This window comes from Winogradskyella sp. KYW1333, from assembly GCF_003335675.1.
Lineage (GTDB): Bacteria > Bacteroidota > Bacteroidia > Flavobacteriales > Flavobacteriaceae > Winogradskyella.
The window spans coordinates 71842-90084 of record NZ_QPHL01000012.1 but is presented as its reverse complement, the minus strand read 5'-3'; the positions used below and the strand labels follow the sequence as shown (position 1 = coordinate 90084).

The 18243-nt window shown below is 33.4% G+C and carries 17 protein-coding genes; 4 read left to right on the top strand and 13 right to left on the bottom strand.

Translation table 11 applies throughout. From position 1 onward, the window contains the following. Positions 1-10: 10 nt before the first annotated feature. The 4 genes from DUZ96_RS02880 to DUZ96_RS02865 all read left to right on the top strand — a co-directional run bounded on the left by DUZ96_RS02880 (position 11) and on the right by DUZ96_RS02865 (position 2357). A complete protein-coding gene (locus DUZ96_RS02880; RefSeq protein ID WP_114300362.1) occupies positions 11-463 on the top strand; it encodes a hypothetical protein in 453 nt (150 codons plus the stop codon). Between the two features lie 6 nt (positions 464-469). After that, entirely contained in the window at positions 470-1105 is a 636-nt protein-coding gene (locus DUZ96_RS02875) for a biopolymer transporter ExbD (RefSeq protein ID WP_114300360.1), read from the top strand. 11 nt (positions 1106-1116) lie between these two features. Next, positions 1117-1578 (top strand): biopolymer transporter ExbD, encoded by a 462-nt coding sequence (locus tag DUZ96_RS02870; RefSeq protein ID WP_114300358.1) that lies wholly within the window; start codon positions 1117-1119, stop codon positions 1576-1578. An 89-nt stretch (positions 1579-1667) separates the two neighbouring features. Beyond that, entirely contained in the window at positions 1668-2357 is a 690-nt protein-coding gene (locus DUZ96_RS02865) for a porin family protein (protein WP_114300356.1), read from the top strand. Here DUZ96_RS02865 and DUZ96_RS02860 read toward each other — a convergent pair. From DUZ96_RS02860 to polA, 13 genes are all read right to left on the bottom strand, one after another. Beyond that, the gene (locus DUZ96_RS02860; RefSeq protein WP_114300354.1) at positions 2352-2960 is read right to left on the bottom strand and encodes a hypothetical protein; all 609 of its coding nucleotides are present in this window, start codon (positions 2958-2960) and stop codon (positions 2352-2354) included. The genes DUZ96_RS02865 and DUZ96_RS02860 overlap by 6 nt on opposite strands. 2 nt (positions 2961-2962) lie before the next feature. Further along, positions 2963-4429, bottom strand: coding sequence for an RNA polymerase factor sigma-54 (gene rpoN / locus DUZ96_RS02855; protein WP_114300352.1), 1467 nt, complete (start codon positions 4427-4429; stop codon positions 2963-2965). 77 nt (positions 4430-4506) lie between these two features. Next, positions 4507-5940, bottom strand: coding sequence for an asparagine--tRNA ligase (gene asnS, locus DUZ96_RS02850; RefSeq protein WP_114300350.1), 1434 nt, complete (start codon positions 5938-5940; stop codon positions 4507-4509). A 21-nt stretch (positions 5941-5961) separates the two neighbouring features. After that, positions 5962-8382: an RND family transporter gene (locus DUZ96_RS02845; protein ID WP_114300348.1), complete on the bottom strand. Its 2421-nt coding sequence runs from the start codon at positions 8380-8382 to the stop codon at positions 5962-5964. 157 nt (positions 8383-8539) lie between these two features. Next, a complete protein-coding gene (locus DUZ96_RS02840; RefSeq protein WP_114300346.1) occupies positions 8540-9820 on the bottom strand; it encodes a DUF5686 family protein in 1281 nt (426 codons plus the stop codon). Between the two features lie 67 nt (positions 9821-9887). Further along, positions 9888-10442 (bottom strand): ribosome recycling factor, encoded by a 555-nt coding sequence (gene frr, locus DUZ96_RS02835; RefSeq protein WP_114300344.1) that lies wholly within the window; start codon positions 10440-10442, stop codon positions 9888-9890. A gap of 44 nt (positions 10443-10486) precedes the next feature. Next, the gene (gene pyrH / locus DUZ96_RS02830; RefSeq protein ID WP_114300342.1) at positions 10487-11194 is read right to left on the bottom strand and encodes a UMP kinase; all 708 of its coding nucleotides are present in this window, start codon (positions 11192-11194) and stop codon (positions 10487-10489) included. 118 nt (positions 11195-11312) lie between these two features. Further along, positions 11313-12143 (bottom strand): translation elongation factor Ts, encoded by an 831-nt coding sequence (gene tsf, locus DUZ96_RS02825; protein WP_114300340.1) that lies wholly within the window; start codon positions 12141-12143, stop codon positions 11313-11315. Positions 12144-12226: 83 nt separating this feature from the next. Continuing rightward, positions 12227-13018, bottom strand: coding sequence for a 30S ribosomal protein S2 (rpsB, locus tag DUZ96_RS02820; RefSeq protein WP_114300338.1), 792 nt, complete (start codon positions 13016-13018; stop codon positions 12227-12229). 210 nt (positions 13019-13228) lie between these two features. Next, positions 13229-13615, bottom strand: coding sequence for a 30S ribosomal protein S9 (rpsI, locus tag DUZ96_RS02815; RefSeq protein ID WP_114300336.1), 387 nt, complete (start codon positions 13613-13615; stop codon positions 13229-13231). After that, positions 13615-14070 (bottom strand): 50S ribosomal protein L13, encoded by a 456-nt coding sequence (gene rplM / locus DUZ96_RS02810; protein WP_114300334.1) that lies wholly within the window; start codon positions 14068-14070, stop codon positions 13615-13617. The genes rpsI and rplM overlap by 1 nt, the downstream gene beginning before the upstream one ends. Positions 14071-14288: 218 nt before the next feature. Further along, the gene (locus DUZ96_RS02805; protein WP_114300332.1) at positions 14289-15248 is read right to left on the bottom strand and encodes an L-threonylcarbamoyladenylate synthase; all 960 of its coding nucleotides are present in this window, start codon (positions 15246-15248) and stop codon (positions 14289-14291) included. A gap of 39 nt (positions 15249-15287) precedes the next feature. Beyond that, complete coding sequence (gene polA, locus DUZ96_RS02800) at positions 15288-18134, bottom strand: DNA polymerase I (protein WP_114300330.1); 2847 nt, start codon at positions 18132-18134, stop codon at positions 15288-15290. Between the last annotated feature and the right edge of the window lie 109 nt (positions 18135-18243).

Here is an 18243-nt window from a genome sequence, read left to right as displayed (position 1 = left end):
CACTTTAATTATGAATTTACATAAAATATTAAAAATAGTAGCTGGCTTACTTGGCGTTGCTGGTATTATTTTCTTAGCGAGAATAATATCTAAGGGTGACGACGAGATAAAAGCAGCGGCACTGAATGGAGATACTGCAATAGTAGATCCTATGGCATTTGTGGCTTACATAATTCTAGGACTTGTGTTGGCTTTTGTTATAATTTTTGTTATCAAAAATTTATTCACTAACACATCTGGTCTTAAAAATACTTTAATTGGTTTTGGAGCTTTTGCCGCAGTATTATTTATATCATATGTGATGTCTGGTGGTGATCCAATGCAATATAAATTGCAAGATGGTTTTGCTACAGAAAGTCAATCGCAAATGGTTGGTGCAGGCCTTACAGCATTTTATATATTAATTGTTGTTGCTGCACTAACAATGATTTTCTCAGGAGTTAAAAAAGTAATTAGCAAATAATAGAATATGGCAAAAAGAGCAGCACCCGAAGTAAACGCAGGATCAATGGCTGACATTGCCTTCTTATTACTTATCTTTTTCTTAGTAACAACAACAATTGAAAAGGACAAAGGTCTATTAAGAAGTTTGCCACCAATTGATGACTCTGAAGTAGAGCCACCAATTATAAAGCAGAAGAACTTATTTACGGTTCTTATTAACCGTAGAAATCAACTTCTTGTTGAGGATGAGCAAATGGAGCTTAAAGATCTTAGACAAGCAACAATAGAGTTTTTGGATAATGGTGGTGGTACAAATGCTGAAGGAGCAAGTTGTGACTATTGTCAGGGTAAAAGATCTCCAAGTTCATCAGATCACCCAGACAAGGCAATTATTTCAATGAAACATGATAGAGAAACTTCTTATGAGAAATACATTGATGTTCAGAATGAACTTGTTGCGGCTTATAATTTCTTAAGAGAAAGAGAGGCAACAAGGTTGTACAAAAGATATTATCCAAATGAGGATAAAGTGTATGCAGCAATGTTAGCAGAGAAGGAAAAAAATCAGTTTAAGAAGGATGAAGAACTTAATGAGCGCATAGAAACCATTAAGAAGCTTTACCCACTTAAGTTGTCTGAAGCAGAACCAGATAAAAACTAAAAGTAACGGATATGTCAAAGTTTAAAAAAGGAGGAAAAAGTGAATTGCCAGCAATTTCAACGGCATCCTTACCTGATATTGTATTTATGTTGCTTTTCTTTTTCATGGTAGCAACAGTAATGAGAGATAGTTCTTTAATGATTGAGAATAGGTTACCAGGTGCAGATCAAGTAGAAAAATTGAAAAAGGATAGAACTACTTTTATCTATGCAGGTAAGCCAAACAGTCAATATAAACAGTTTGGTGAAGAACCAAGAATTCAGTTTAATGATGCCTTTATCAGTGTAGAAGATGTACAAGCATCTGTATTACAGGCACAGGCAGACATGAATGAAGAACTTAAAAGTAAAATTGTAGTAGGGCTTAAAGTAGATAAAGACACACATGCTGGTCTTGTCTCAGATATTAAGCAAGAATTGCGTAAAGCAAATACATTGAAAGTTATGTATATAACTAACACAAAAGCAGAATAATAAAGATTCTTAATCTTAGTTAGAGAAACGTCCTGAGTAATCAGGACGTTTTTTTATGCGGCAATTAAAGTTTTTGTAGATTTAACCTTATGAAGTATTTTCTATTGCTATTTATTTTAGTTTTTAGTCAGATTGGGATTTCTCAAAGCAATGACAAAACCGATTTGTACAAGAATTATCGAGAAGATCAATTTTATGCTTCGGTAACGTATAATTTGCTTAATTCTAAACCAGACGGTTTAGCACAAAGTGGTTTTTCAACTGGATTTCATATAGGTTTTATAAGAGATATGCCGATTAATAAAGACAGAGATTTTGCAATAGGTTTAGGTATTGGTTTTTCTTTAAATTCTTACAATCAAAATTTGTCAATAATTGAAGAGAACAAGGTAATAATCTTCAGCATACTTAATGAAGACGAAATCAATGTTTCTAAGAATAAATTCTCTACGTACCTTGTTGAAGTACCTTTAGAAATAAGATGGAGGACTTCAACAGCTTCAGATTATAATTTTTGGCGAATTTACACTGGTTTTAAGCTTGGTTACATGCTACATAACTCTACAAAACTAAAATCTAGCGCTGGTGACGTTCAGCTTTCTAATATTGATTCGTTTAATAAATTTCAATATGGGTTAACATTAGGCGCTGGTTATGGAACATGGAATTTCCATGCTTATTATGGTCTGAATTCAATTTTCAATGATGACTCAAAATTGAATAGCGAAACCATAGATATGAATGTTATAAGGCTTGGTTTGATATTTTATATTTTATAACCAGAAATTAAATAATATTAATTGAGGTAATAGACCCGCAAAAGCACCTGCAATTAACTCTTCATTTGTATGTGCATTTAAATGAAGTCTCGATGTTGCAATTGCGCCTAAAATTATCATCATTAAAGCAATTGTTCCGTTAATGTTGATTTTAAAATGGATTCCAATTCCTACGGCAAACATAAAGAACCCGGTGGCTGCAATCATATGAATACTTGCCTTAATACTATATAGTGCCAAGAAAAGACATAGTAGATTTGAAATTAAGATTCCTAGAAAGAAGTAAAATAATTCCTCTATTTCATTTGGCGTCATAACGCGTAATAGAATTAACGTAATAATTATTGAGTTGATTAATAAAGGCAAAACCCTTTCCTTCGTTGTCTTAAGGTATATGGTGTCTACTTTATTAATAGTTTTAAGTAAGAAAAAAAGGAGAATCGGAAGTGTAATTGTTAGTATAATAACTGAGAATATTTTCGCCTTCATTACAGGCTCGGGTATAAACCTAGGTGTTTTAGAAAAGTAAAATATAACACCCAATAATGGCATTATTAGTGGATGGAAAATAAATGAGATGCTTTTTAAAATAGAATCTCTCATTTTTAAATCTTTTTTCTAAGTCTTGCTACAGGAATATCTAATTGCTCTCTGTATTTCGCAACTGTACGTCTAGCAATAGGATATCCTTTATCTTTCAATATTTTGGATAGTGCTTCGTCTGTAAGTGGTTTCTTTTTGTTTTCTTCTTCAATTACAGTCTCTAATATCTTTTTGATTTCTCTCGTTGAAACTTCTTCACCTTGGTCGTTAGTCATGGACTCAGAGAAAAATTCCTTAATTAATTTAGTTCCATATGGAGTATCAACATACTTACTATTTGCGACTCTTGATATGGTTGATACATCCATATCAATTTCATCTGCAATATCTTTCAATATCATTGGGCGAAGTTTTCTTTCGTCACCAGTTAAGAAATATTCTTTCTGATAATTCATAATAGCACTCATTGTGACAAAAAGAGTTTGTTGCCTTTGTCTGACAGCTTCAATAAACCACTTGGCAGCATCTAGTTTTTGCTTAATGAACATTACTGCATCCTTTTGTGCTTTTGATTTTTCCTTTGAATCTTTATAACCTTTTAACATGTTATTGTATTCTCTAGATACGTGGAGTTCTGGTGCATTTCGTCCATTTAATTTCAATTCTAATTCACCTTCAACTATTTGAATTGTAAAGTCTGGGACTATATGCTCAATTATCTTATTGTTTCCTGCATATGAACCTCCTGGTTTAGGATTTAATCGCTCAACTTCCTCAATTGCATCTTTTAATTGCTCCTCATTAATGCTAAATTTTTGCATTAATTTCTTGTAATGTTTTTTAATGAATTGTTCAAATGCTTTATCTATAATTTTTGAAGCTAACTCAACATCTGAATTTTGTTCTTTTCTATGTAATTGAATGCTTAAACATTCCTGAAGATCTCTAGCGCCAACACCAGCAGGATCCAACTGTTGTACAATCTTCAGTACTTCTTCAACTTCCTCTTCGTTGGTATAAATATTTTGAGTAAATGCCAAATCATCCGTTATGTCTGAAAGTGATCGTCTTATATAGCCACTTTCATCAATACTACCAACTAAAAATTGTGCTATTTCTTCTTGTTGATCTGAAAGCCTGAATGTATTTAATTGATTAACTAAATGTTGTGTAAATGACGTGCCAGCGGCATAAGGTATGTTCTTTTCATCATCATCAACACTGTAATTATTTGCTTGTGTTCTGTAATCTGGAATTTCGTCATCACTTAAATATTCATCTACATTAATGTCATCTGTGTCAATTGAGTCATTGTCGTTAAATTCTTCGCCACTATTATCAAATTCATCAAAAGAATCTTCAGAATTGTCATTTTCTTTGCCAGTATCAAGTGCTGGATTTTCTTCAAGCTCTTGTTTTAAGCGTTGTTCAAAAGCTTGCGTAGGCAATTGAATCAGCTTCATCAATTGAATTTGCTGAGGTGATAGCTTTTGTGAAAGTTTAAATTGTAAATACTGTTTTAGGGCCATTTAATGATTTCTCTTATATTTTAAAATTAATAAAAAAACCTGTCAGGTGAGTAATTCTTAACAGGTTTCACTTTTCTTTAAAATTCTGCGTTTTGAGGTGTTCTTGGGTATGGTATTACATCTCTAATATTATTCATACCAGTGGCAAACATAACTAATCTTTCAAAGCCGAGTCCGAAACCAGAATGTACAGCAGTTCCATACTTACGTAAATCTAGATACCACCATAATTCTTCCTCAGGTATATCTAATGCTTTCATTTTTTCAACTAAAATATCTAATCTTTCTTCACGTTGAGAGCCTCCAACCATTTCACCAATACCTGGGAAAAGTATATCCATAGCTCTTACAGTTTTCCCATCTTCATTTAAACGCATATAAAAGGCCTTAATATTTGCTGGATAATCAAATAAAATTACTGGACATTTAAAGTGTTTTTCTACTAGGAATCGTTCATGCTCAGACTGCAAATCTGCTCCCCATTCATCAATGATATATTTGAATTTCTTTTTCTTATTAGGCTTAGAGTTCTTCAGAATTTCAATTGCTTCGGTATAGCTAACTCGCATAAAGTTATTGTCTACAACAAACCTCATTTTCTCAATTAAACTCATTTCGCTTCTTTCGGCTTGAGGTTTGGTTTTTTCTTCATCTAAAAGTCTTTTCTCTAGAAACGTTAAGTCTGCTAAATTATGTTCTAAAACATAGTTTAAAACAGATTTTAAGAAGTCTTCTGCCAAATCCATATTGCCAGCTAAATCCATAAAAGCAACTTCTGGTTCTATCATCCAAAACTCAGCCAAATGACGTGAAGTATTAGAGTTTTCTGCTCTGAAAGTTGGGCCAAATGTATAAACTTTACCCAAAGACATGGCATAGGTTTCTGCTTCTAATTGCCCAGAAACAGTGAGATTAGTTTCTTTTCCAAAGAAGTCTTCTGAATAATTTACTTCACCATTTTCATTAAGTGGTGGGTTCTTAGCATCTAAAGTGCTAACTCTAAACATTTCTCCTGCGCCTTCTGCATCACTTCCAGTTACAATTGGAGTATGCATATTGTAAAACCCGTTTTCAGTAAAGTATTTATGGATTGCAAATGATAATGACGAACGCAAACGCATTACAGCACTAAATGTGTTTGTACGTGTACGTAAATGCGCATTTTCTCTTAAAAACTCAAACGAGTGTTTCTTTGGTTGAATAGGGTATGTTTCAGGATCTGAGTCACCTAAAATCTCAAGTTTTTTTACTTGGATTTCAACTTTTTGTCCTTTTCCTTGACTCTCAACCAATTCACCAGATACATGAATTGCAGCACCAGTTGTAACACGCTTTAATGTTGCCTCATCGAAATTTTCGAAATCTACTACACACTGGATATTATTTAAAGTAGAACCATCGTTTAAAGCAATAAATCGATTTGCCCTAAACGTTCTAACCCATCCTTTTACGGTAAAATCTTGCAAGGTCACCTCTTGTGAAAGTAATTCTGCTACAGTTTTAGTCATCATTTCTATTTAAATTTTTAAATGCTAAGATATATTTTCTTCTTTATTTTCAATTTCATCCTCGTCATCATCTTCCTCTGGAATAATATTAATTGCTGGTTCCCTTAGTACCTCTTTGTTTGCAATATTTCGCTCCAGTGACAATAATAATGAAGGTAATAATAACAGATTTGATAGCATCGCAAATAATAAGGTTGCAGACACCAATGCACCTAAGGCCACAGTACCACCAAAACTAGAAATAGTAAATACAGAGAACCCAAAGAAAAGAACGATAGATGTATAGAACATACTTACACCAGTTTCTCTTAAGGCACCATAAACGGATTTTCTTATTTTCCAGTGATTAGCTTGCAATTCCTGTCTGTATTTTGCCAAGAAATGTATGGTATCATCAACAGAAATACCAAAAGCAATACTAAATACGAGAATTGTAGATGGTTTTATCGGTACACCTAGAAAGCCCATTAAACCTGCAGTTATAAGTAACGGTAATAGATTTGGGATTAAGGATACGATGATCATTCTAAATGAACGGAACATATAAGCCATAAATAATGAAATTAAGAATATGGCCAAGCTTAATGAAATAACAAGGTTCCTTACCAGATACTTTGTTCCCTTTTGAAAAACTAATGCCTTTCCTGTTAGTGTCACATCATAGCGCTCCTTTGGAAATACTTTGTCTATTTTATTTTGAAGATTCTCTTGAATGCGCTCCATTTTATCAGTGCCGATATCTTTCATGAAAGTAGTAACACGTGCATATTGGCCTGTACTATCCACAAAGTTTTTCAATAAATCTACCTCCGAATTAGAGTTTTTCGCATAGGATAATATAAAACTATTCTCTTGGCTTGTAGGTAATTGATAGTACTTAGGATTGCCGTTATAATAAGCTTGCTTACTATATTTCACTAAGCTTACAACTGAAATTGGCTTGGATAGCTCTGGAGTTTCAAAAATCAACTCTTCAACCTCATTAATGCGCTTTAAGGTACCTAATTTCATTACACCTTTTTTGCGCTTGGTGTCAACCATTATCTCAAGTGGCATTATACCGTTAAACTCGTTCTCAAAGAACCTAATATCTTTAAAGAATTGTTTATTCTTAGGCATATCTTCAATAAGACTTCCGGAAATGGTGATTTTGTTAATCCCAATCATACTAACAATAATTAGCATTAAACCTGTAACGTAAATTGTGATTTTTTTGTGTTTGACCATACGCTCCATCCAATCAACAAAACCACCAATCCAGCGTTTATTTAAATGCTCCAAATGTCTTGCTTTAGGATATGGTAAAAACGTATATATACTTGGTATAATTAATAAGCACAAAATGAAAATTGCTAGAATACTTAATGAGGCTACAATACCAAACTCTTTCAATAATTTACTTTGGGTAAGTATGAATGTTGCAAAACCAGATGCCGTTGTAACATTGGTCATTAAAGTGGCATTACCAATTTTTGTTATGACGCGCTGAAGCGATTTTACCTTATTACCATGAGATTTTACTTCGTGCTGGTATTTATTAATTAGAAAAATACAATTAGGTATGCCTATTACGATGATTAAAGGAGGTATTAATGCTGTTAGGACAGTGATCTCGTATTTTAATAGGCCAAGTATGCCAAAGGTCCACATTACTCCAATACAGACCACTATTAAAGAAATAAAAGTAGCTCTAAACGATCTAAAAAACAGAAAGAAAATCAAGGAGGTTACTAGTAAAGCTGCACTGATAAAAAGCCCAATCTCATCAACAATATTTTGTGAGTTTAAAGTTCTTATATACGGCATTCCTGAAACCCTAACATCTAAACCTGTTTTTTGTTCGAAGGAATCAACTATGGTTTCTAAGTATTCAATTATGAAATCCTTTCTAACCGAAGTATTTACAATATCTTTTTTAAGATATATGGCAGTTCTTATAGTTTTTGAATCTGCATTGAATAAAAAATTATCATAGAATGGATACTTCTTAAAAAGCTCTTTCTGCAAATCATTTAGTTGGTCAATACTGCTAATAGAATCTTGTATAAAAGGTTCTAATTCAAACTGTTCTTTTTTAGTATTTTTTACAAGTTTTTGTAAGTCATTTATAGAAAGAACTGTTTCAACTTCATCAAATTCTTTAAATGAATCTGCAAGTTTATTCCATGCATTAAATTGTTCTACTGTAAAAAGGCTTGAATCTTTTACGCCAAGAACAATAAGGTTACCCTCTTCACCAAAGATCTCTAAAAAATTATTATATACTAAATTAACCTCATGTTCATCTGGGAGTAAATTCGCTTCAGTGTAAGTAAAGCGCATATGTTTCCACTGTAAACTAAAAAAAACAGTAGCGAGAACAATGACTATTAAAATGAAGATTTTGTTACGAAGAATTAATCTTGCAACAGTCTCCCAAAATCCTGTAGTAAATAGTTTAAACATGCACTTAAGTTCTTAAAGAGTTTATTCTTTAAGATGTTGATTTTTGAAATTCTTTTTTAATTGAATTAAATTAACAACAAAATTCATTTCAAAATGAGCCGCAAAGGTAGAAAAAAGCTAAGGATTTCCCCTTTAATTAACAGGAATATAATAAATGTTAAAGGGAAATATTAAAGGTAAACTTAAAGGCAATATTATCTTCAAAATTAGGAAGGTGATAACCACCATATCGATAAGCAAAGCTCAATCCAAACCCAAAGAACAATTTATTAATTTCAAATCCAGATTCCGAGTATAACTTTTCTAAAGTACTAAATTCAATTCCTTGATGTCTATCAATACTACTCATTGTGCCAACAGCATGTCTAGAAATTAATACTAATTGAGGTTTAAACCATTCAGTAATTTTAAACGGTTTTAAGAAATGTTTGAATTGTAACGTACTGAACTTGTCACTGAAGAACTCATTAAAATACATGGTTTCAAAACTATTCAATCCTGCGACCGAAAAACGCTGTAAAATTGTTTCTTTTCTAATGTTGTTTGGGTAAGAATGGTATAGATGAGTTAGTGGAGTTTCACCTCCAGCAATACCTGCTACCAAACCAAGAGTTGTTAATGACTCATTTTTATGTTGAAGATGATAAATAGTTCTGAAATCTAATTTTGAAAAATTAAAATCACTTCCAAAAATGGATTTAAATCCTTGCGTATATTGTACTGTAAATTTAGGATACCCATTCTTTTCTTCAACTATATAATCTTTTTCGTATCTGTAAATACTAAATGGGCTCCATTGCACGCTAATCCTGGCAGTACTAACATCGAAAGTATTGAAGCTTTCATTACCTAAGACAAAATTATAATTATAAGTTGGGTTAATTTTGCTAGTTGCTAACTGTGTTTCAGACAGTAGGTTGTTGGATATCTTATGCTCAACCGAGATGGATTTTGTTATATGCCTATGAAATAGGTCAATGTTAAGAAGTCTAGGTTCAAAAAAAGTAAAAAAGCGTTTGTCTGTTAAAAATGAAGAACTACCTGTTTCTTGAAGGTCATCGGTGTATGACAAGTTAATCCAAGTATTAGTATTCTCCATTATTCTAAATCCTCCACCAATACTAAATTTGTATCGTTCGTCTTTAAATCCATATACTGCATAACCATTCAGACGATATTTTTTAGAAAATTTATTATTGGTTATTCCGCCAAGACCTGTCCTAAATCCTTCATATTGGTTATATTTAATTAGGTATCTTAAATCTAGATTAAAATATTTAAAAGGGAGATAACCATTACCTAGCTTTCTAATAAATTCGATTTTTTTTATGGAATCTTGTTTGATTTGGGCTGAATCCTTTTCTAATTCATTTGGTTTTTGAGCAAAACATTTTGTTGCAACAATTAAAAAAATAACAACAAAGAAATGCTTGTACATAAAGATGTATTGTGGTTAAAAAAAACATCCCGTTTTGTTGGGATGTTTTTAATGTTTTTCAAGAATTCTAAACCGTCATAATTTCGTTTTCTTTGACATCTAGAATATTATCTACCTTTTTAACGTAAGTATCTGTTAATTCTTGTATATCAATCTCAGCATTTCCTTGAAGGTCTTCAGATGCATCTGTTTTTTTGATATCATGCATTGCATCTTTTCTGGCATTCCTAACACCAATTTTTGCATCTTCTGCCTCTGATTTTGCTTGCTTAGCCAATTCTTTTCTGCGCTCTTCAGTTAATGGTGGAACGTTTATGATTATTGTTTCGCCATTATTCATTGGATTAAAACCTAAATTGGCAACCATAATACCGCGTTCAATTTCTTGAAGCATACTCTTTTCCCATGGTTGTACAGAGATAGTTCTACCGTCTGGTTTATTTACATTTGCCACTTGGTTAAGTGGGGTTTGTGCACCATAGTAATCCACCATTACGCTACCTAACATAGACGGTGTTGCTTTCCCAGCTCTGATATTAACCAACTGTTTTTCTAAATGCTTAATTGCGGCATCCATTGCCTCTTTAGCTGAGTCTATAATAAATTCAATCTCTTCATTCATAGTATTATAATTTTAATTGAGCATTATCAAAATTTAAGCCAAATTTATAAATTTACTACTGTACCAATATTTTCACCAGAAACGACTTTTAATAGATTACCTTTTTTATTCATATCAAAAACGATAATTGGTAAGTTGTTTTCTTGACTTAACGTAAAGGCTGTTGTGTCCATGACCTTTAGTCCTTTGCTAAGTACGTCATCAAATGATATTTCATCAAATTTGATTGCACTTGTATCTTTTTCAGGATCTGCATCGTAAATTCCATCTACACGAGTTCCTTTTAAAATTACATCTGCTTCCATTTCTATGGCTCTTAGTACGGCAGCTGAATCCGTAGTAAAGTATGGGTTACCCGTACCACCACCAAAAATCACAACACGACCTTTTTCTAAATGACGTAAAGCCTTGCGTCTAATAAAAGGTTCTGCAACTTCGTTTATTTTTATTGCAGTTTGCAATCTTGTTGGGATATCAGCATCTTCTAATGCACTTTGTAAAGCTAAACCGTTAATAACAGTAGCAAGCATACCCATATGGTCGCCTTGCACACGATCCATACCATTACTCGCACCAGCAACACCTCTAAAAATGTTACCGCCACCAATAACTATGGCTACTTGAACACCTTTATCTGTTATAGTTTTTATGTCTTTGGCATATTCGGCTAAACGCTCAGGGTCTATACCATACTGACGAGTGCCCATTAAAGCTTCACCAGAAAGTTTTAGTAAAATTCTTTTGTATTTCATTATGAATTTTGAAAGTTGAACAAAGCTACACAATTCTTAGCTTCTTTAAAAGCGAAAAAAAGGCCAAAAAAAACCCTCAAATATTATTTGAGGGTTTTGATTTTTTATATAAAAAAGATTATCCTAAGGCAACACGTTTAAATGAAGTTACCTCAACATCACCAATTGTCTTAACATAATTAGCAACACTAACTTTACTATCTTTAATAAAAGCTTGATTAACTAAAGTGTTGTCTTTAAAGAAACGCTTTAATTTACCCTTAGCGATATTATCTAACATAGCTTCTGGCTTACCTTCTTGACGAAGTTGATCTTTTGCTATTTCAATTTCTTTTTCAATTACAGATGCATCAACACCCTCTTCATTTAATGCAATAGGATTCATTGCAGCAGTTTGCATAGCAACATCTTTAGCAACTACATCTGCGCCATCAACATTAGCTGATAAACCGACTAAAGTAGCGATCTTGTTTCCTGCATGTATGTAAGAACCAACAAATGGAGCTTCAATTTTCTCAAATGCATTAATGCCTAATTTTTCACCAATCACACCTGTTTGCTCAATTAATTTTTCAGCTACAGTCATTCCACCAAAATCAGCGTCTAAAAACTCATCTTTAGAATTGAAGTTTAATGCTAAATCAGCTAACTCATGAGCAAGTGCCACAAAGTTGTCGTTTTTACCAACAAAGTCAGTTTCACAACCTAATACTATTGAAACACCAACAGTATTATCTCCATTTACTTTTGCAATAGCAGCACCTTCAGTAGATTCTCTATCTGCACGTTTTGCTGCTACTTTTTGTCCTTTTTTACGTAATATTTCAATGGCTTTGTCAAAATCTCCATTAGCTTCTACTAATGCTTTCTTACAATCCATCATACCTGCACCAGTAGCCTTTCTCAATTTGTTTACTTCTGCTGCCGTGATTTTTACAGTATTTTCCATAATTATTAAATTTAAAAAGTCGATTAATTTATTTCTAAAAGAAAAGAACTAAACGACTTTTTTCATGTATTCTAAAAATCTATTTATTCTTCTTCTTTACTTGCTTCTACAGTTTCAGCTTTTGCCTCAACTGGAGCTGGTTTAGCATCTTGCTTTTGTGCCTTATCTTCTTTTTCTGCACGTTCAGCTTTTCTCTCGTTTAATCCGTCTTCAATAGCTGAAGCTACAATAGAAAGTACTTTGTTAATCGATTTTGAAGCATCATCATTTGCAGGGATTAGATAATCTACTTGACGAGGGTCAGAGTTTGTATCTACCATTGCAAAGATTGGAATATTTAATTTCTGAGCTTCTTTTATCGCAATATGCTCTCGCTTAATATCCACTACAAATAATGCGCCTGGTAAACGAGTCATATCAGAAATTGAACCTAGATTCTTTTCTAATTTAGCACGTTGACGGTCAACTTGTAAACGCTCTTTTTTAGATAAAGAATTGAAAGTTCCGTCTTTTTTCATTCTATCGATAGAAGCCATTTTCTTAACAGCTTTTCTGATAGTCACAAAATTTGTTAGCATTCCACCTGGCCAACGCTCGGTAATATAAGGTTGGTTTACAGCACCTGCCTTTTCAGCAACGATGTCTTTCGCTTGTTTTTTAGTTGCAACAAACAAAATTTTCTTTCCTGACACCGCAATTTTACGTAATGCTGCACAAGTTTCTTCAATTTTAGCTGCTGTTTTGTAAAGGTTAATAATATGGATACCGTTACGCTCCATATAAATGTAAGGAGCCATGTTTGGGTCCCACTTACGTGTAAGGTGTCCGAAGTGTACACCTGCTTCTAAGAGTTCTTTTACTTCTACTTTTTCCATTTTTGTAATAGTTTACGTTCTGTTGAATTAGCAATGATTAAGTGGTTGCTTTTGCTTGCCTTAACCATTTAGATGCTAAACTAAATCCCAATGTTTCCATTGTGGACAACAATAACTGGTTTAAATTTTGCCGCACTATACGGCGATTTCAATAAAATAAAGTAATTCAGAATCTGACTTGTCAGATTCTGAATTAAATGTTGTTGGATATTAACGTTTCGAGAACTGGAATTTCTTACGCGCTTTCTTCTGACCGAATTTCTTACGCTCTACCATTCTTGGATCTCTAGTTAATAGACCTTCTGGCTTTAATATTGCTCTGTTTTCAGCATCAAGTTCGCACATTGCACGAGATAATGCTAAACGTATAGCTTCCGCCTGGCCGGTGATACCACCTCCGTATACGTTAACAGTAATATCAAAGTTGCCATCATTGTTAGTCATGACTAAAGGTTGGTTTACTTTATACTGCAAAGGTGCAGTTGTAAAATAATCCGCCATGTCTTTTTTGTTCACCGTAATGTTACCTTTTCCTTTGGCAACATATACACGGGCAACAGCCGTCTTTCTACGGCCAATTTTGTGAATTACTTCCATTAGTTAAATTCTTTTAAATTAATTGCTTTTGGCTTTTGAGCTTCATGATCGTGCTCTGTACCAGCAACAACTGATAGGTTACGGAATAATTGCGCTCCTAATTTGTTTTTAGGCAACATTCCTTTTACTGACTTTTCTACCAATCTGGTTGGGTCTTTTTCAAACATCTCAGTAGCTGTCAGGCTTCTTTGACCACCTGGATAACCTGTGTGACGGATATAACTTTTCTCCGTCCATTTATTACCAGTTAAGTTGATTTTCTCTGCGTTTATAACAATTACGTTATCACCGCAATCAACGTGTGGCGTAAAATTAGGTTTGTGCTTACCTCTTAAAAGTATTGCTACTTTTGAAGCTAAGCGACCTAAAGTTTGTCCTTCAGCATCAACCAAGACCCACTCCTTATTAACGGTAGCTTTGTTAGCGGAAACTGTTTTGTAGCTTAATGTATCCACACTAATTTGATTTATAACTGTGCTTTTTGCACAATTGATTATACATTTCTCTCTAAAAAAGAGTTTGCAAATTTACGATAAACTATTGGATTACCAAACCTCCTAGCAGGTTTTTTTTAATTGAAAATTAGGCCTTTATATTTGTTATAATTCCCAATCGGAAGGGTTAATCAATTCTATAAGTTAATGATTAGTGTTAAGATAAAATATGAGATTCGTTAGCATTTAGTTGCTCTAGATAACCTGTCATTAATTGACTTTCCTAATCCATAATTTGGGAGTTTCTCTGCAATTATGATGTCTAACTCTTGCTCATCTAACTGATGCAAGGCATCATATAATTTTGAAGCGGCCTCGTATAGGTTACTCCCTTCAGACAGAACAACCTTAAATTGAATATTATCATCATTAAGAATATCATTAAAGATTAATAATCCAATGCGTTTATCTGAGTGAAATTTAATGCTTTTGGTTAAATCGTCTGTAAGGATAGTTTTGGTCTTAGGTGCATAATGGCGTTCTAACATACCTGGTGCTTTAGGACTAATTTCTTCCTTGTTTTTTATTGAAATTTTACCTATCACACGTTCTATCTCTTCAATAGGAGTAGATCCAAGTCTATAAATGATGGGTTCATCTTTTTCAAAACCTATAATTGTAGATTCTATACCTCTTTTACAAGGACCTCCATCTAATACCATTTTAATGTCATGTTTAAAATAGTTTTCAACATGCTCAGGTTTTGTAGGACTAATATTGCTAAAAGGGTTGGCACTCGGTGCAGCTAATGGAAACTCCAATTGATTAAGAAGTTGAAGCGTTATAGGGTGGTTTGGTACACGCACAGCAACTGTCGGTTTTCCTGAAGTTATTAAATCTGGGATAATTTCTTTTTTTGGTAAAACCAATGTTATTGGTCCTGGCCAGAAAGCATCTGCTAATAATTGTGCCTTGATTGGAATATAACTAACAATATTAGAAAGTCTATTTTTTGATGCAATATGTACAATTAAAGGGTTAAAGCTTGGACGTTTTTTGGTTTTGAAAATTGACTTAACCGCATTCTCTGAAAAGATATTTCCTGCAAGACCATAAACAGTTTCTGTTGGTATTGCCACCAACTCATCATTATTTAATAGTTCAATAGCTTTAGATATGTCCTTAGAAATAATGCTCATTCGTATTATTTGATTACAATATTATTTTAGTTAAGAAAATTAATGGGCCTCAAGCCAATTATCTCCAATATCTAGTTCTACATCAAGTGGAACTTCAAGTTTGTATGCACTTTCCATTTCAGATTTAATCAGAGCTTTCATTTCTTCTAGTTCTGGTTTGTAGATATCAAACACCAATTCATCATGCACTTGAAGTAACATTTTACTTTTAAAATTCCCTGCTTGTAATTTCTCATGAATTCTAATCATGGCAATCTTAATAATATCGGCAGCACTACCCTGAATAGGTGCGTTAACAGCATTTCGTTCTGCAGCACCTCTTACGACTGCATTACGAGAATTAATATCTTTTAAATAACGACGTCTTCCTAGTACAGTTTGTACATAACCATTATCTCTGGCAAAATCAACTTGGTCTTGGATATAATCTCTAAGTTTTGGATAGGTCGCATAGTAAGTATCAATCAATTCCTTGGACTCACTTCTAGTTAGATTAGTTTGGTTACTTAGTCCAAAGGCTGAAACGCCATAAATAATACCAAAGTTTACTGTTTTGGCATTACTACGTTGTTCTCTAGTAACTTCTGTTAAAGGCACATTGAATACTTTTGAGGCTGTAGATGCGTGAATATCTTCGCCATTTTTAAAGGCTTCAATCATAGTTTCTTCTTCACTTAAGGCTGCAATTATTCTTAATTCTATTTGAGAGTAATCGGCAGCTAACAAAGTGTAGTGTTCATTTCTAGGTATAAATGCTTTTCTCACTTGACGACCACGCTCAGTTCGTATTGGTATATTTTGAAGATTTGGATTGTTGCTGCTTAAGCGACCAGTTGCGGCAACAGTTTGCATATAATATGTATGTACGTGACCTGTATGTTCTTCAACTTGTTGAGGTAGGGCATCTATATAGGTGCTTTTGAGTTTTGAAAGCCCTCTATAATCTAGAATATGTTTTACTATTTCATGATCTTTAGCTAGATAACCCAATACATCCTCAGCAGTTGAATATTGACCTGTTTTAGTTTTTTTAGGCTTGTCAACCAATTTCATTTTTTCAAAGAGAATTACACCCAGTTGTTTAGGTGATGCAATATTGAATTCTTCACCAGCAGCATTATATATTTTCTTTTCAAGACTTGCTATATCATTATTTAATTCTTCAGCTAACGAGTTTAAAAAATCAATATCAAGATTTATACCTTCTAATTCCATATTAGCTAAAACTCTTAACAATGGAATCTCAATTTCGTCAAATAGTTTTTGGGTATTGGCCTCACCCAATTCTTTTTGAAAATGCTCTTTCAATTGCAATGTTATATCAGCATCTTCAACAGCATATTCAGTTTGTTTTTCTAGAGGAACATCTCGCATAGATAACTGGTTCTTCCCCTTTTTACCAATTAAATCTGTAATTGAAATAGGTGTATAGTTGAGATAGGTCTCAGCCAACACATCCATATTATGTCGCATATCTGGATTTATTAAATAATGCGCTAACATAGTATCAAACAATTTACCCTTTACTTCAATATTGTATTTGGCTAATACCTTTATATCATACTTTAAATTCTGGCCAATTTTTTCAATAGTTTCATTTTCAAAGAATGGCCTTAGTTCTTCAATTAATGAGTGAGCTTCATTCTTGTCTTCTGGGAATGGAACATAAAAACCTTTACTAGCTTCCCAAGAAAATGCTATGCCTACCAATTCAGCTGTTAAGGGATTTAGACCTGTGGTTTCCGTATCAAAGCATACAGAAGATTGATTCAATAAGTTTTTCACAAACAATTTCGTTGCCATGCCAGGACCCACACTTTGGTAAAAATGAGAAGTGGTTTCAGCAGTATTGCGTGTGAAATCATTCGTTTTAGTTTCATCAGTCGTACTTTCTCCTCCAAATAACGAAAACTGTCCAGCACCAGCAGATTTTTGCTCCTTTGGAGTAGACTTAAGTTCAGTAGTTTTACTAATATGTTGTTTTTGTGTATCTGTTGAGTATTCTGTACTAAAGGTCTTTAAGAAATTATCGGTAAGTCTTCTAAACTCAAGATTTTGGAATATTTCTTTGACCTTGTCAATATCTGGATGATCTAGCTCAAAATCCTTAGCATCGAATACTACAGGGACATCAAGCATTATTCTTGCTAGTTCTTTTGAGAGTTTCCCAAGGTCTGCATTGGCCTCCACCTTTTCCTTCATTTTGCCTTTTAACTTATCAGTATTGGCCAAGAGGCCTTCCATACTTCCGAACTGATTGATAAATTTTTTAGCAGTTTTTTCACCTACACCTGGTAAGCCTGGTATATTATCACTTGCATCACCCATCATACCAAGAAAATCGATGACCTGCTCTGGGGTTTCAACCTCGAATTTTTTTAGCACCTCTGGAATTCCCCAAGTCTCATATCCTCCACCAAAAACTGGTCGATACATAAAAATATTGTCTGTAACGAGCTGAGCAAAATCTTTATCTGGCGTTACCATAAATACCTTATATCCTTCCTTTTCTGCTTGTCTAGAGAGTGTTCCTATAACATCATCGGCTTCAAACCCTTCCTTTACCATAATTGGAATATGCATGGCTTTCAAAATTTCATGAATATGTGGCACAGCTGTTTTAATGCCCTCAGGAGTTTCATCACGATTTGCCTTATATGCTTCGTACATTTCAACGCGGTCGACACTGCCACCTTTATCAAAACAAACAGCTAGATGATCTGGGCGCTCTCTTTTAATTACATCTAATAGGGAATTCATAAAACCCATAATAGCAGAAGTATCTTCTCCTTTGGAATTTATTCTTGGGTTCTTTATAAAGGCGTAGTAACCTCTGAAAATAAGTGCATATGCATCTACTAAAAAAAGTCGTTTTTGATCTGACATCTACTTATATTTTGAAGTCTATAAAACTACAAAAAAGTTAAGGTTTAATTATAGATGTTCAAATAATAAAATTGGCAATTTGATGATGTTTTTAAACCTAGAATTTTGA